This is a genomic window from Kluyvera sp. Awk 3, from assembly GCF_028069715.1.
In the GTDB taxonomy this organism is placed as follows: Bacteria; Pseudomonadota; Gammaproteobacteria; order Enterobacterales; family Enterobacteriaceae; genus Kluyvera; species Kluyvera georgiana_A.
The window spans coordinates 1-14927 of record NZ_JANEWH010000115.1; the positions used below are offsets into that span (position 1 = coordinate 1).

Here is a 14927-nt window from a genome sequence, read left to right on the forward strand (position 1 = left end):
TTATAATATTGTTTGGCTAGAGAATATTCTGAATACTGAGTCCATCAAGGGGGAGGTATCTTGTTGCCCGGGATTACGTTGCCGAGCTATGTGGAAGAGCCGGTGCAGGGCGTGGCGGGTATTCGCGTTAGCTTCTAATCAGGAATGGAAACAGGAAGAGGCGGTCGTATCTTCCTGTTTAAGTGGGGCATGATAGTGACTTATAGCATTGAGACCAGCAATAATTACATGCGGTTCGCCCTGGAATCTTTGTATCTGCAAAACAGATTTTCTCATCGAACCTGCATTATTGATGTTACTTCGTTTTATTCTATAAAGGATATTATTCACTGCGTCAGGCGGAATGTTTATAGCACACGATTTATGTTTATTGGCGATGCCGGCGTGCATTCTCGGGCATTGTCGCCTCTCATCACAATAGAAAGTAAATGGCCATTGTCCAGATATTACGAAGCAATCCGCCACTGTCCTGGTGTTGACTACGAAACGGTTATGGATATTCTGTTAGCGCATAGGAATATGGAGCATTTCTCACACCGAGAAAAAACGACGGTTTACGGACTGTTGCTTAAAGAATCTATGATTGATGCAGCAAATGAAATTGGTGTACGTCCCAAGTTGTTTTATCAACGAGTCGATCGATTGGCTAATATGCTAAATATGCGCAGTCGTCTTCAGGTACTTCAGTTTTTTAAGTACGAGTATCATCCTAGTTTTGTGCTTGCGAAGATCAACAATCAGGTCAGGGTGTCCGTAAGGAAGCAGTTAAGTACCTGGTAAAGCAATATCAGATCGATACAAACCCACTTCGGTGGGTTTTCATTTCAAAAATGCATTTATTTAATTGATCATTTTCCCCTGTAGATTATTTGTGTCTTTACACGGCCTTTTGTAAGGAAGCTTAGTTAAGTGCTCTTGTTAGTTACGCGCGCGCTTTGGTAAACTGGCCGTATATGGCCAGTTTTTTCACGCTAAAACTTCATCGCGGCAGTCACCGCTATTTAGTGAACAGATCAGGTGCCCAGGGTGTGGGATCAACATCCATAAACGGTGCGCGTTCAAACCGGGACTTCAGCGCCCATGGAACGGTGCAGTCAAATATGGTCTTACAGGTGATGCCGTTGGCGCGGATGGAGTGACTGTAATCCGGCGCTTGAGACGGATCCAACTGATGACCGCGAAGTCCCGGCAGATTGGTGATGCTGACATCACCCTGCATTCGGGTGGTCATGGCCCAGAGAATGTCATCGCTGTCGAAAATATCGACGTCTTCATCGACGAGAATAATGTTCTTGAGTTCGGAATAGGTGGCTAACGCAATGAGTGCCGCCTGGCCCTGACGTCCTTCGTCTGACGGTTGACGTTTTTTCACCTGCAAAATACCGAGGAATTTACCGCCACCGGCGGTATGGGCGTAAACGTTTTGCAGAAAACCGGGAATCGCCTCTTCAACGGCGTTGCGAATGCTGGCTTCCGTTGGCAGCCCGGCAAGCGTGGTGTGCTCTTCACCCGGCCCCACTAGCGTTTGTAAAATCGCCTGGTGACGCATGGTGACCGCTTTCACTTTAATAACGGGTAACGAGGGGTTGGCTTCGCCACAGTAGCCGGGGAACTCCGGCATAGCGTGTCCGCTATCGGTATGCTGATCTTCTCTGACGCGAACGCCAGGCAGCAGCTCGCCTTCAATAATGATCTCCGCGCGGGCAATCGCCTTTTCCTGGACCGCCACGCCTTGTACCAGCTCCACCGGCTGCTGGCGTAATGCGCCAGCGACGCCCAGCTCGTTGTAACCAAAGGGCGTGGTAGGGGCTTCAAAACAGGCGCCAATATAGATAGCCGGATCCAGACCCATATTGATGGTCACTGGCAGCGGTTTGCCCGCTGCTTCTGCTTTTTGACGGAACACTTCAATATGGCGACCGGCAGCAAGAAACATCGATAGCTCGTCGCGCTCCTGTACGCAAAGGCGGTGGATGGTCACGTCGGTCAGTGAAGCATCTTCAGGATCGCTTGCCAGCACCAGCCCAAGACAGAAGAACGGGCCTGCATCAATGGGGGTGTTGGTCGGGGCCGGGAGAAGTTTACGCAGATCGAAGTCAGGATCGTCTGCGTAAAACACCTGTTCCTGGCAGGGCGCCTGCGAGGCCGGAACGACGATGGGGGCAATCGGCGCTTTGACCGCCTGGCCGACGTGCTGCGCGAGCTTTGCGGGTTCACAGCCTAACAGTAGCGCGGCTCTTTCCCGGCTGGCATGCATACCGACAAGAATGCGGGAGCTTGGGTAGCCTTTAATGTTATTGAACATCATGGCAGGGCCAATGCGGGTCGGTCGTTTTACCGTACCGCCTGCGCCAATATGACGGTAAACACCTGCCAGTTCTGCATTGGGATCAACGGGATGATCGGTTTCAATATACTGGCTCTCGTGGCGCTGGAGTAATGCGATAGCGCTTCTGAGATCGTTAATCTGGTTTTTCATGTTTTGCTCCTGCTAATCAATACCTCCATTTTTATTCGAACGAGACAGATCATCAATTGCATCATTTATGCTATTTTGATATGAATTTTATTATCAACTTTCTGGTGTGAGTGATGCAATTTCGACTGATGCGCAATTTCATTGTGGTGGCTGAAGAACTCCACATGCATCGAGCCGCAGAGCGGTTAAATATGGCGCAACCGGCACTGAGTCAGCAGATTAAAACCCTCGAGGAGCGTTTAGGGGTCACGCTGTTTAGTCGCGCAAACCGCCGTTTGACGTTGACGCCTGCCGGCACCGCATTTCTCAAGAAAGCCAGAATTGCCATCGCCATGGCCGAGCAGGCCGCTGTTGATGCCAGACAGACGGCCAGAGGCGAGCAGGGGGTACTGAATCTGGGCTGCGTGTCGAGTGTGATGCTCGATAGCAAGCTGCCAGCCTGTTTGCGCCAACTGCACGCGCAGTGGCCAGCCATATCAATTTCAATGATGACGGGCAATGTGCAAAATCTCTACACCGCCGTGCAGAGCAACCAGCTGGATGTGGCCATCATCCGCGCACCGATTCCGGTTCTGCCGGAAGACCTGCAAAGCCGCGCTTTTACGACAGAAAAAACGGTGTTGGCGATCGGCAAGCAGCATCCTCTGGCGGGCTCATCGGCGCTGACGCTGGCTTCCGTTAAAGACGATAAGTGGATTTCCTTGCGGGATCCCGAAGGGGTAGGCCTGGAGCAATATCTCTATGATGCCTGTCATAGTGCGGGTTTTCAGCCGCATGTTATCCAGAATGCAAGCGACGTACTCACTGTGCTTAGCCTGGTTTCCGCCGGCTTCGGCATCGCGTTGCTGCCCGTTTCCGCGAGGGCGGTCAGCCTGGAGAATGTCGTCTATGTCGATATCATCGACAGGCTGGAGGAGAGCGAACTCACCCTGGTGTGTCATCGAATCATTCGCTCAGAGGTCCTGAATAAATTTCTACGAACGCTTGAACGTCCATGCAAGGGCGTGGAGTGATGCTGCTCCACCGGGCGTTATGATGGCCCGCGCTCGGAGGCAATCTTTACCGCGAGCCCGGTCAAAACGCCCCCCATTAGCCAGCGCTGGATGATGCCAAACGACGGACGGCGCACCAGAAATAACGCGATGGTCCCTGCCGAGATTGCCACCATGGCGTTTATCGAAACGCTGATCACAATCTGCGTCATGCCGAGCAACAACGATTGCCCCAGTACGCTGCCGTGCGCCGGGTTGATAAACTGGGGTAGCAGCGACAGATAGACGATGGCAATTTTAGGATTGAGCAGGTTGGTCAGAAACCCCATCAGGAACAGCTTGCGAGGGCTGTGTCGGGGTAATTCCTTCAGTTGAAACGGCGAGCGCCCGCCGGGGCGCACGGACTGCCATGCCATCCACAGCAGATAAAGCACGCCAGCAATGCGCAGCGCGTCGTAGGCATAGGGAACGGCCATCATCAGCGCGGTCAGGCCGAAAGCGGCACAGACCATATAGAAGATAAAGCCAAGCGCCACGCCACCAAGAGAGACCAGCCCGGCCGCTCGCCCCTGAGAGATGGAACGAGAGATGAGATAGATCATATTGGGCCCTGGCGTGAGCGCCATACCAAGAGAGACGAGCGCGAAAGCGAGAATGTTATGGGACTCTGACATGACGGACTCCTGCGAGGCGATGTTTTTTTATCCTATGCGATTCTGTTTTTTTCCGCGAGGCAATTGTTAGTAGGGGATTCATTCAGGTCGCAGGTACGTTTATATCTGTATGGCACGGCGGTCGGACTAAAAAAAAGCCCGCATTGGATGCGGGCAAAAATACTGGAAGCAATGTGAGCAATGTCGTACCGAATATCTGAGTGTTTAACTCAACTATTCGGTAATGAGAAAGATAATGCTTCTCATTTAATATATCAACCCTGTTTTTTGTGTGCAGACAGAATGGCGTCGGCCAGCATGGAAAGGGGGAAGCTGGAAGGCCGCCCAGAGGATGCCGGGCGGCCTGAGAGGTTACGCTGCTTTTGTCGCTGCTTTCATGCTTTGGACAAAGCTTTTCAGTTCATTGAGCATCGCCTGCGGATTCTCGACGTTGCGTTCGATGATCTTCACAATTGCCGAACCGGAAATGGCCCCGGCGGCTCCGGCATTAATTGATGCCGCAACCTGATCCGGCGCAGAAATCCCAAAGCCCTGCAGCGGCGGTGCGGCGTTGTACTCTGCCAGCTTCGCGACCAGATGGTGCAGCGGCAGGGCGGCGCGGGTTTCGGTGCCCGTTACGCCTGCGCGGGAAAGCAGATAAGTGTAACCACGGCCATGTTCGGCAATCTGGCGCAGTAAATCATCATCAGCATTTGGCGGGCAGATGAAAATTGGCGCGACGTTGTGACGCAGGGCCGCCTGACGGAACGGTGCAGACTCTTCCACCGGCACATCAGCAACCAGTACTGAATCCACGCCGACGCGAGCGCATTCTGCGTAGAACTCATCGATACCACGGTTGAATACCAGGTTGGCATACATCAGCAAGCCGATCGGAATAGCCGGGTATTTCTGGCGAATCGCCGCCAGCATTTCGAAACACTGGGTTGGGGTTACCCCCGAAGCAAATGCGCGCAGGGTCGCGTTCTGGATGGTTGGACCGTCAGCCAGCGGATCGGAGAACGGAATGCCCAGCTCCAGGGCGTCAGCACCGCCTTCGATCAGCGCATCAATGATTTTTAGCGACTGCTCCGGGTTCGGGTCACCTAAGGTCACGAAGGGGACAAAGGCGCCTTCCTTGCGGGCCTTCAGTTGGGCAAACAGGTTGTCGTAGCGTTCCATCAGATTTCCCCTCGCGCTTTCAGAATATCGTGTACGGTAAAGATGTCTTTGTCGCCGCGGCCGGACAGGTTCACTACCAGCAGCTGCTCTTTTTCCGGGTTTTCGCGCATCATTTTCAGCGCGTGGGCCAGGGCGTGGGATGATTCCAGCGCCGGGATAATCCCTTCGTGACGGCTCAGCTCTTTGAAGGCATCGAGCGCTTCATTATCAGTAATCGACACGTACTCGGCGCGACCAATGCTGTTGAGGAAGGCGTGCTGCGGGCCGACGGACGGGAAGTCGAGACCGGCAGAGATCGAGTAAGATTCTTCAATCTGGCCTTCGTCAGTCTGCATCATCGGTGATTTCATGCCGAAGTAGATGCCCACGCGGCCATGCTTCAACGGTGCGCCGTGCTCGCCGGTTTCGATACCGTGACCGGCCGGTTCTACGCCAATCAGGCCGACGCTGGTCTCGTCAATAAAGTCGGCGAACATACCGATGGCGTTGGAGCCGCCGCCGACGCAGGCAATCACCGCATCCGGCAGACGACCTTCTTTCTCACGCACCTGCACTTTGGTCTCTTCACCGATCATGCGCTGGAATTCACGCACGATGGTTGGGAATGGGTGTGGGCCCGCGGCGGTACCGAGCATGTAGTGCGCGGTTTCGTAGCTGCCAGACCAGTCGCGCAGCGCTTCGTTACAGGCATCTTTCAGGGTCGCGGAGCCACTGTGTACCGCGATGACTTCCGCGCCCATCAGGCGCATACGGAACACGTTCGGTGACTGACGCTCGATATCTTTAGCGCCCATATAGATACGGCACTTCAGGCCGAGCAGGGCACAGGCAAGCGCAGAAGCCACGCCGTGCTGACCGGCGCCGGTTTCGGCGATGATTTCGGTTTTGCCCATTCGTTTTGCCAGCAGCGCCTGGCCCAACACCTGGTTGGTTTTGTGCGCGCCGCCGTGGAGCAGGTCTTCACGCTTGAGGTACAGCGTGGTTTTGGTGCCCGCCGTCAGGTTGCGGCACTTAGTGAGCGCCGTTGGGCGGCCAGCATAGTTTTTCAGCAGGTCGGTAAATTCGGCCTGGAAGTCAGGATCTTTCTGCGCGCTAACAAACGCTTCTTCCAGCTGGCGCAGGGCCGGCATCAGAATCTGCGGAACGTACATACCGCCAAATTCGCCGAAATAGGGGTTCAGTAAAGTACTCATTATTGCTCCTTAATATGCGCGCAGCGTCTGAAATACCGAGGCCAGTTTGCTGGCGTCTTTAATACCCGGTTTTGACTCGACACCTGAATTGAAATCCAGCCCGGCGCAGCCGCTTTTGGCTGCGTCTACGCAGTTGTCTGCGCTTAACCCACCGGCCAGCATCACGTTGCTGAGATCCTGACCTTGTAACAGAGACCAATCAAAACGCTGACCGGTGCCGCCCTGACCATTGTCGAAGAGATATTTGTCGACATGATTCAGATTGCGCGGCGGCAGTGTGTCGGCCACGCTCAGCGCTTTCCAGATTTGCACGCCATCCGGCAATTGCGCACGCAGAGCGTCAATATAGGTCTGGTCTTCATCACCGTGCAGTTGCACCGCGCTCAGCGATAGCATGGCGGCAAGCGCGATCACCTCGGCCTGCGGCGTATTGCGAAACACGCCGACGTAGCTCAGCGGCGCGGCGGCCATCACCTCACGGGCCTGCTCCACGCTGACCGCACGCGGCGACGCGGGAACGAAAATCAGCCCGCCGTAAATCGCGCCGGCCTCATAGGCTGCCTGGGCATCCTGGGCGCGGGTCAGCCCACAGACTTTATTTTCCCCCAGCAGCACGCGGCGGACGGCGGCATTGAGGTCATCATGAGACATCATCGCCGAACCAATCAGAAAGCCGTTGGCGAAGTGCGCCAGCTCGCGAACCTGCGCGTTGGTGTTAATCCCGGACTCGCTGATAACCGTCACATCGTGCCCCAGACGCGGCGCCAGCTGGCGGGTACGGTTGAGGTCGATGGAGAGGTCACGCAGATCGCGGTTATTAATGCCGACGACTTTGGCCTTCAGCGCAATGGCGCGTTCCAGCTCTTCCTCGTTGCTCACTTCAGTCAGCACGCCCATATTCAGACTGTGCGCCACGGCGGCAAGCTGGCGATACTGCTCGTCGTCCAGCACCGAGAGCATCAGCAGGCAGGCATCCGCCTGATGGAAGCGCGCCAGGTAGATCTGGTAAGCGTCGATGATAAAGTCTTTGCACAGAATCGGCTGCGGCGCGATTTGGCTGACGATTGGCAGGAAATCGAAGCTGCCCTGGAAATACTTCTCGTCAGTTAAAACCGAAATCGCCGAAGCGTAGTGTTTGTACACGTTGGCAATACGCGCCGGGTCGAAATCATCACGGATCACCCCTTTCGACGGCGAGGCTTTTTTACATTCCAGAATAAACGCGGTGCGGGTGCCGCGCAGCGCGTCATAGAAACTACGCTGGCTTGGCTGCACGTCGTTCTGGAACGAGGCTAACGGTTGTTGTTGTTTGCGGGCTGCTACCCAAATCGCTTTATCGGCCACGATTTTTGCTAATACGGTCTGCATTTTTTATCCTCTTGCCGCTAATGCGGTGACGCGGTCGTAGGCTGCGCCGCTGTGCAGCACATCCAGCACTTGCTTGACGTTGGCCTTCAGGTCTTCATGACCGTAAAGACGCATCAACATGGCGACGTTTACCGCCACAGCAGATTCATGCGCAGCTTCACCTTTACCTTGTAGTAAGCGCGTCAGAATGTCACGGTTTTCTTCCGGGGTGCCGCCTGCCAGCTCGGCCTGATGGTAAGGCTTGAGGCCGAAGTCATCCGCAGTAAGCTGGTAGCTCTTAATTTCCCCGTTATTCAGCTCGGCAACCACCGTTGGCGCATGGAGCGAGACTTCATCCATCCCGCCGCTGTGGACTACTGCCGCACGTTCATAACCCAGTACACGCAGGGTTTCGGCGATCGGCAGTACCAGTTCCGGACTGTAAACGCCAATCAGCGCCAGCGGCGGGTGCGCCGGGTTAATCAACGGACCCAGCACGTTGAACAGGGTGCGGGTTTTCAGCTGTTGGCGAACCGGCATCGCATGGCGGAAACCGGTGTGGTATTTCGGTGCGAACAGGAAGCACACGCCGAGTTCATCCAGCGCCTGACGCGATTTGTCGGCGTTCATATCGAGATTAATGCCGAAGGCGGCCAGCAGATCGGAAGAGCCCGATTTGCTGGAGACGCTGCGGTTGCCGTGCTTGGCGACTTTTAGCCCACATGCGGCGGCGACAAAAGCGCTGGCAGTGGAGATATTGATGCTGTTGCTGCCGTCGCCGCCGGTGCCGACGATATCGGCAAACGGGTAGTCCGGGCGCGGGAACGGCGCGGCGTTTTCCAGCAGCGCGGTGGCGGCACCGGCGATTTCGTTCGGGCTTTCGCCACGAATTTTCATGCTCACCAGCGCGGCGGCCAGCTGCTCTGGCTTCACTTCACCGCGCACTACGGCGGAAAACAGCACGTGACTTTCCTGCTGGCTCAGCGTTTGTGCCTGATACAGTTTTTCCAGAATTGGCTGGAGTGTGTTGCTCTGCTCCAGCTTCTGCAGCGCCCATGCCAGGGTTTGTTCCAGCAGGCGTGCGCCCTGAGTGGTGAGGATCGATTCCGGATGGAACTGGAAACCGCAAACGCGATCGGCATCGTGCCGGACCGCCATCACCATTCCGTTAAAGTGGGCGTTGATGGTTAAGCCTGCCGGAATATTGCTGCCTACCAGCGAGTGGTAGCGGGCGACCGGCAGCGGGTTGCTTAAGCCGTCGAACATCGCCTGACCGTCGTGTTCAATGCTGGAGGCTTTACCATGCAGAATTTCGCCAGCCTGGCCGACATAGCCGCCGTAGGCTTCAACAATTGCCTGATGGCCAAGACAGATGCCGATAATGGGCAGCTTGCCGCGCATGCGCGTCAGCAGCTCCGGCATGCAGCCCGCTTCCGACGGCGCCCCCGGGCCGGGAGAGAGCATCAGCACCGGATTGTCCATGGTGCCGAGGCGGTCGATTAAGGTTTGTGCCGGAACGTGGTTACGGTAAATCACCACGTTGTGCCCATTTGCGCGCAGCTGATCTGCCAGGTTGTACGTAAAGGAGTCGATATTATCGAGCAGCAGAATGTCAGCCATCAGAAAATCTCCTGTGCATGATGGGCGGTGGCGATGGCGCGCAGAACTGCACGCGCTTTATTACGGGTTTCATCGGCTTCAGACTGCGGGACAGAATCCAGCACCACGCCTGCGCCGGCCTGCACGGTGGCAATCCCGTTTTCAACGAATGCCGAACGAATAACGATGCAGGTGTCGAGGTCGCCGTGGGCGGTAAAGTAGCCCACCGCGCCGCCGTAGCTGCCGCGGCGTTTGCCTTCAGCGGCGGCAATCAGCTGCATCGCACGGACTTTTGGCGCGCCGCTGAGGGTGCCCATATTCATGCAGGCACGGTAGGCGTGCAGCACATCGAGGTCCTGACGCAGCTCGCCAACTACGCGCGAGACGAGGTGCATCACGAAAGAGTAGCGGTCCACTTTTGTCAGATCGGCCACGTAGCGGCTGCCCGGCGTACAGATGCGGGCCAGATCGTTACGCGCGAGGTCAACCAGCATCAGATGCTCGGACAGCTCTTTGTGGTCGGTACGCATCTCCAGCTCAATGCGGCTGTCGAGGTCGCGATCCAGCGAGCCGTCGGCGCGGCGGCCGCGCGGTCGGGTACCGGCAATCGGGTAAATTTCAATCTGACGATTAGTGGCATCGTACTTCAGCGAACTTTCCGGCGACGCGCCGAACAGAGTGAAGTCGTTATCCTGCATAAAGAACATGTACGGGCTTGGGTTGCTCTTTTTCAGCACATCATAGGCTGCCAGCGGGGAAGGGCACGGCAGCGAGAAGCGGCGAGACGGCACCACCTGGAAAATTTCTCCGGCGCGAATGGCTTTTTGCATTTTGCGCACCACGTCGCCGTACTCTTCATCGCTTTGATTGGTTTCGCAGCGCATCTCTTTAATGGTGTGTACCGGCAGAGCTGTCGGCGGTTCATTCAGTTGCTGGCGTACCTGCGCGATACGCTGAAGCAAACGATCTTTTTCCGACTCAGACGGGGTAAACAGGCTCGCCTGAATGCGCGTGTTTTTAGTCTGATGGTCGATTACCAGCAGCGTTTCGGCCAGATAGAAGCAGTAGTCCGGGCAGGCTGTGTCGCTTTCAAGCTGCGGTAAATCCTCAAAACCGGCGACCAGGTCGTAAGCGAACAGGCCGCCGAAGAACATCGCTTCACGCTCGTCCTGCGGAACGTCGACCAGCTCTTGCAGCAGGCGGAAGGCGTCAAACACCGACAGCGAGCACAGGCGGGCATCTTCATCCAGCAGCGTGCTGACCGACGGGAAACGCAGCACGCGGCTGTTCGGCTGGCGAGTGTTCTCAACGCCTGCAGGCAGCGCGGCATCGAGCAGCGGCAGCAGGGAGGCACCGTTATCGGAAAGCGCCTGCAGCGTGACGGTATCGCCCAGTGCGGTGATGCGCAGCGCGCTATCGACCAGCAGCAGGCTTTTTAAGTCGTTTTTACTGTCAATATCGGCTGATTCAAGCAGCAGCGTCGCCGGACGCGCGCCGCACAGCTGGTGGAACAGTGCGGTGGGGTTTTCACGGTAAATTGCGTCGCTGGTCAGAAGCTCGAGCATAGGTTTTTGTGTTTGCATCGTTGTTCTCGCCTGTTCTGTCTCTTTTTTGCTTAATAAAAAGCCCGCTCATTGGCGGGCTGGGTATCTGTATGCTTAACGCAGACGTGATGACTCCGCCCTATCGGGAAGTACGCCACCAACCGCCGTGCAGAGCAATCATTTTACATGTCATTTGCAGATACCTTACTAAGTGAACTTGCGTACTAGTTAACTAGTTCGAAGGGGCAAAGTCAACCCCTGATTTCAGAATTTCCCGTAATCCCGCTATGATAGGCCGCTAACAACGCTGAGTCGTATTAAGGAAGCCGTTTTGAGCGATACCAATTACGCAGTGATTTACGATCTGCACAGCCACACCATCGCCTCGGATGGCCGCCTGACACCGGAAGAACTGGTGCACCGCGCCGGGGAGATGCGGGTGGGGACGCTCGCTATCACCGATCACGACACCGTGGATGGCATCCATCGCGCGCAGGCGGAAATTGCCCGCGCCGGGCTGCCGCTCACGCTGATTACCGGGGTGGAAATTTCTACGCTGTGGGAAAATCATGAAATTCATATCGTTGGGCTGAATATCGATATTGCCAACCCGACGCTCACTGCCTTTTTAAACGCACAGATCGATCGCCGCCAGCAGCGCGGAAAAATGATCGCCGAGCGCCTGGAGAAAGCGCATATTCCCGGCGCCTGGGAAGCCGCGCTGAAAATGGCTGAAGGCGGCGCGGTGACCCGCGGCCACTTTGCCCGTTTCCTGGTCGAGCAGGGTAAAGCCAGCAATATCGGCGATGTCTTCAAAAAATATCTCGCGCGTGGGAAAACCGGTTACGTTCCGCCGCAGTGGTGTACAATAAAGGAAGCTATTGATGTCATTCATCATTCGGGTGGGGTAGCGGTTATTGCTCACCCGGGGCGGTACAATCTGTCCGCCAAGTGGCTGAAAAGATTGCTGGCACACTTTAGTGAACACGGCGGCGACGCGATGGAAGTTGCCCAGTGCCAGCAGGCGCCGCACGAGCGCGCTCAGCTTGCCACCTATGCCCGCGAATACGGTTTACTGGCGTCACAAGGGTCGGATTTCCATCAACCCTGCCCGTGGATTGAGCTGGGCCGCAAACTGTGGTTACCCGCAGGCGTCGAGGGAGTCTGGCAGCGCTGGGAGCAGCCGCAGAATACAACTGAGAGGGAAGCATGAGTCAGTTTTTTTATATCCATCCGGATAACCCGCAGCCGCGTCTGATTAATCAGGCGGTTGATATTGTGCGTAAGGGGGGCGTCATCGTCTACCCAACCGATTCCGGCTACGCGCTGGGTTGCAAAATTGAAGACAAAGGCGCGATGGAGCGGATTTGCCGCATCCGTCATCTGCCGGACGGCCACAACTTTACGCTGATGTGCCGCGACTTGTCCGAACTGTCGACCTACTCCTATGTCGACAACGTGGCGTTTCGTCTGATGAAAAACAACACGCCAGGCAACTACACTTTCATCCTGAAAGGGACCAAAGAGGTGCCGCGTCGCCTGCTGCAAGATAAACGTAAAACGATTGGCATGCGCGTGCCGTCTAACCCGATAGCTCAGACGCTGCTCGAGACCTTAGGCGAGCCGATGCTCTCCACCTCGTTGATGCTGCCGGGCAGTGAATTTACCGAGTCTGATCCGGAAGAGATTAAAGACCGTCTGGAAAAGCAGGTGGATTTGATCATCCACGGTGGTTATCTGGGCCAGCAGCCGACCACGGTGATTGACCTGACCGAAGACTCGCCGGTTGTGCTGCGTGAAGGCGTCGGTGACGTGAAGCCGTTCCTGTGATGACCTGAACCCGGCAGTTGCCGGGTTATTCCCATGTCATGCGCCGATTTGCCCCTTCCTCAATAAAAGGCCAGGAACAAGCTGCCCATTTCTTCTAAAATTCGTGTAGTATGTGCGGTCACCATTTTGGGTGGGTAGCCTCGTTGCCATTAAAGCGCCGCTGCCCGCCTGCTTATGCGGCCCGGTGCATACTCCCGCGTTGCTAATGAAGTCTCAAGACGCCTGTGAAGGCGCACAAGTAAAATATTAAATTGTTTATAATCAATGATTTAATATTTTTCGGTTAATGGTTGTTACCAGCTTGTGTGACAGCCATTAGCCACATCGCTACACTCATCATGTATGTACACCTTTCCCTGCTGTTAATGTCTTCCTTGGTACATGTCTTTACTGGATATCAATACCGAGGGTTTATGACTTCTCATTTCCAAAATCTGTTAGTTGCGCATTATATGTACCCTGGTTAACCTAAGATTAATCCTAATGAATCAAGGGTGAGCATGGCGATCGGCAACAGACAGATTCAAAAGGAATCACCCAAAGAAGAGTTAGATCGCTTGCTGGATGAGCTTGCATTCACGCAGGAGCAGCGGGAGTTTATAGAGTCCATGCGGCAAGATAACGGGGATAAAAACAACCAGGAGTAGTGTCTATGGCGTGGATCTGTGAAGTGGGCAGCCGTAGTGCTGCCGATATTGCTGTTTGTGTGGTCGGTTCAAGATCAGTAGCCGATCTGTTGGTTTGTAGAGTTGAGTCTCGAAGTGTGTCTCAAGGTATAGATGGGCTATGGTGTGAGGTAACGTCTCGAAGTATTGCTTCATCTAAAGTTAAGTTTGTCACTTCGCGCTCTTCCGCTGATTTACTTGTTTGTTATGTGACATCACGTAGTGTTGCTGGGTGGACTAGAGAACATCCCCTCAAAGGAAAACTCTGACGAGGATAAATTGTAATCTTTTAATTTATTTAACATAGTCGCGTAATGGAAAAGGGCAGCAAACATTCTCAGCTTCAAGGTTACAATTTAAAACGGTTAATACGCTGCATTAAAATCCTTCACAGGAAGCCCTGTATTCAATTTTAAGTCACTAGCAGTACCATCGCATTACCTATGTCATAAAGCCCTCACGGCGAGTCATACAAGCTGCCTAACGGAGGGCTTTGTTCTCTGTCTCGTTTAGATTTAATTTATTGGCTGTAATTCTCAATGTTGCATTAAAATTAACCAATGGGCTACTGCTTTGTTCGCGGTAGCCCTTTTTTATTTTCTCATATTATTCTGTAGATAAGTCTGAATTCGCTTGCGGACGAAAGCCATCCATATTGTGCCATACTGGTTAGCAGTCTTATCATTTTTAGCTCACCAAGCCATCATTTTTTTCCTGAGAATTGGTTTTATTTGCTATTTTAGTTGCGGATTTACCAACATCATTAGCAGTACTAAGAGCCTGCTCAGCTAATGTCTTAATGCGTTCAGAAAGACCTGGAACAACTTTCAATGCCTCTTTAAATGTATCTGATGACAGTAATTCATGGTACGGACTTCCATGAGTCTCTGATTCAACCAGACGAAGAGGCAATTCATCAAACCTTGAGAGCGCTGATGCAAGCAGTTTTGCCTCAAGATTTTTATCGATCCGTGATGCCTCGTTCCTAAATCCTTCATAGGCACGAGATACTGATGCTTTGAACGCATAATCCTCTGCAAGGCGAAAACGTTGACCAATTTGTTTTGTTGCCAACCAAGCAAACCAAACAGGACCACCTATTGTAAGAACTGATAAAAATAACCTAGCTGTTATACTCGAGGCAGAAGTCGAACTTTGTGTAGCAATAAGAAGATTGTGTATATTATATGTTCCCACTATAGCAGCAATAAGTAACGCAATAATTAAAGTCACAATCCAAAACCACATGGATTTATTGAGGGAGTTTGAACGCTCACTGAAGGCCGCTGCAAGTCCAACACTGGTTGATGCTGCATAGGCAGTTTCACATCGTTTCAAAATATCTTCAGCTTGTGTTTTCATGATACCTAAGTCAGAAAGAACTATATCACTATTGCTTTTGTTATCAGCTGTTTTTTCAGCATCCTTAGCAGACTTGGTAAT

13 protein-coding genes, 1 pseudogene and 1 other annotated feature are annotated in these 14927 nt (G+C 54.0%); of the genes and pseudogenes, 6 read left to right on the forward strand and 8 right to left on the reverse strand.

Features of this window, described 5'->3' with window-relative positions:
• The first annotated feature begins 195 nt into the window (after window positions 1–195).
• On the forward strand, window positions 196–780 hold the full coding sequence (locus tag NNN71_RS19160; RefSeq protein WP_271459119.1) for a hypothetical protein: 585 nt from the start codon (window positions 196–198) through the stop codon (window positions 778–780).
• 217 nt (window positions 781–997) lie between these two features.
• On the opposite strand, the gene NNN71_RS19165 is transcribed toward NNN71_RS19160, so the two are convergent.
• Complete coding sequence (locus NNN71_RS19165; RefSeq protein WP_271459120.1) at window positions 998–2479, reverse strand: UbiD family decarboxylase; 1482 nt, start codon at window positions 2477–2479, stop codon at window positions 998–1000.
• A gap of 113 nt (window positions 2480–2592) precedes the next feature.
• Here NNN71_RS19165 and NNN71_RS19170 point away from each other — a divergent pair, with 113 nt between their 5' ends.
• A complete protein-coding gene (locus NNN71_RS19170; protein ID WP_223802463.1) occupies window positions 2593–3492 on the forward strand; it encodes a LysR substrate-binding domain-containing protein in 900 nt (299 codons plus the stop codon).
• A 17-nt stretch (window positions 3493–3509) separates the two neighbouring features.
• Here the strand turns inward: NNN71_RS19170 and NNN71_RS19175 are convergent, their stop codons facing one another.
• From NNN71_RS19175 to NNN71_RS19200, 6 genes are all read right to left on the reverse strand, one after another.
• On the reverse strand, window positions 3510–4145 hold the full coding sequence (locus tag NNN71_RS19175; protein ID WP_163448899.1) for a LysE family translocator: 636 nt from the start codon (window positions 4143–4145) through the stop codon (window positions 3510–3512).
• A 351-nt stretch (window positions 4146–4496) separates the two neighbouring features.
• Window positions 4497–5306, reverse strand: coding sequence for a tryptophan synthase subunit alpha (trpA, locus tag NNN71_RS19180; RefSeq protein ID WP_271459121.1), 810 nt, complete (start codon window positions 5304–5306; stop codon window positions 4497–4499).
• Window positions 5306–6499 (reverse strand): tryptophan synthase subunit beta, encoded by a 1194-nt coding sequence (trpB, locus tag NNN71_RS19185; RefSeq protein ID WP_163448901.1) that lies wholly within the window; start codon window positions 6497–6499, stop codon window positions 5306–5308. Before trpB ends, trpA begins: the two co-directional genes overlap by 1 nt.
• Window positions 6500–6508: 9 nt before the next feature.
• On the reverse strand, window positions 6509–7867 hold the full coding sequence (gene trpCF, locus NNN71_RS19190; RefSeq protein WP_271459122.1) for a bifunctional indole-3-glycerol-phosphate synthase TrpC/phosphoribosylanthranilate isomerase TrpF: 1359 nt from the start codon (window positions 7865–7867) through the stop codon (window positions 6509–6511).
• A 3-nt stretch (window positions 7868–7870) separates the two neighbouring features.
• Window positions 7871–9466, reverse strand: coding sequence for a bifunctional anthranilate synthase glutamate amidotransferase component TrpG/anthranilate phosphoribosyltransferase TrpD (gene trpD, locus NNN71_RS19195; RefSeq protein WP_163448903.1), 1596 nt, complete (start codon window positions 9464–9466; stop codon window positions 7871–7873).
• Window positions 9466–11028, reverse strand: coding sequence for an anthranilate synthase component 1 (locus tag NNN71_RS19200; protein ID WP_167576062.1), 1563 nt, complete (start codon window positions 11026–11028; stop codon window positions 9466–9468). The genes trpD and NNN71_RS19200 overlap by 1 nt, the downstream gene beginning before the upstream one ends.
• Before the next feature lie 34 nt (window positions 11029–11062).
• Window positions 11063–11155: a sequence feature (Trp leader region), on the reverse strand.
• A 165-nt stretch (window positions 11156–11320) separates the two neighbouring features.
• On the opposite strand from NNN71_RS19200, the gene rnm reads away from it, so the two are divergent.
• The 4 genes from rnm (at window position 11321) to NNN71_RS25300 (ending at window position 13753) form a co-directional block, all read left to right on the forward strand.
• A complete protein-coding gene (rnm, locus tag NNN71_RS19205) occupies window positions 11321–12202 on the forward strand; it encodes an RNase RNM (RefSeq protein WP_271459123.1) in 882 nt (293 codons plus the stop codon).
• Window positions 12199–12819, forward strand: a complete 621-nt coding sequence (locus NNN71_RS19210; RefSeq protein WP_271459124.1) for an L-threonylcarbamoyladenylate synthase — start codon at window positions 12199–12201, stop codon at window positions 12817–12819. The genes rnm and NNN71_RS19210 overlap by 4 nt, the downstream gene beginning before the upstream one ends.
• 500 nt (window positions 12820–13319) lie before the next feature.
• The gene (locus NNN71_RS19215) at window positions 13320–13466 is read left to right on the forward strand and encodes a hypothetical protein (protein ID WP_168215579.1); all 147 of its coding nucleotides are present in this window, start codon (window positions 13320–13322) and stop codon (window positions 13464–13466) included.
• Between the two features lie 5 nt (window positions 13467–13471).
• Window positions 13472–13753, forward strand: coding sequence for a DUF6150 family protein (locus NNN71_RS25300; protein WP_415333063.1), 282 nt, complete (start codon window positions 13472–13474; stop codon window positions 13751–13753).
• 418 nt (window positions 13754–14171) lie between these two features.
• Here the strand turns inward: NNN71_RS25300 and NNN71_RS19220 are convergent.
• Window positions 14172–14927, reverse strand: a pseudogene (locus tag NNN71_RS19220) (hypothetical protein); the annotation flags it as partial.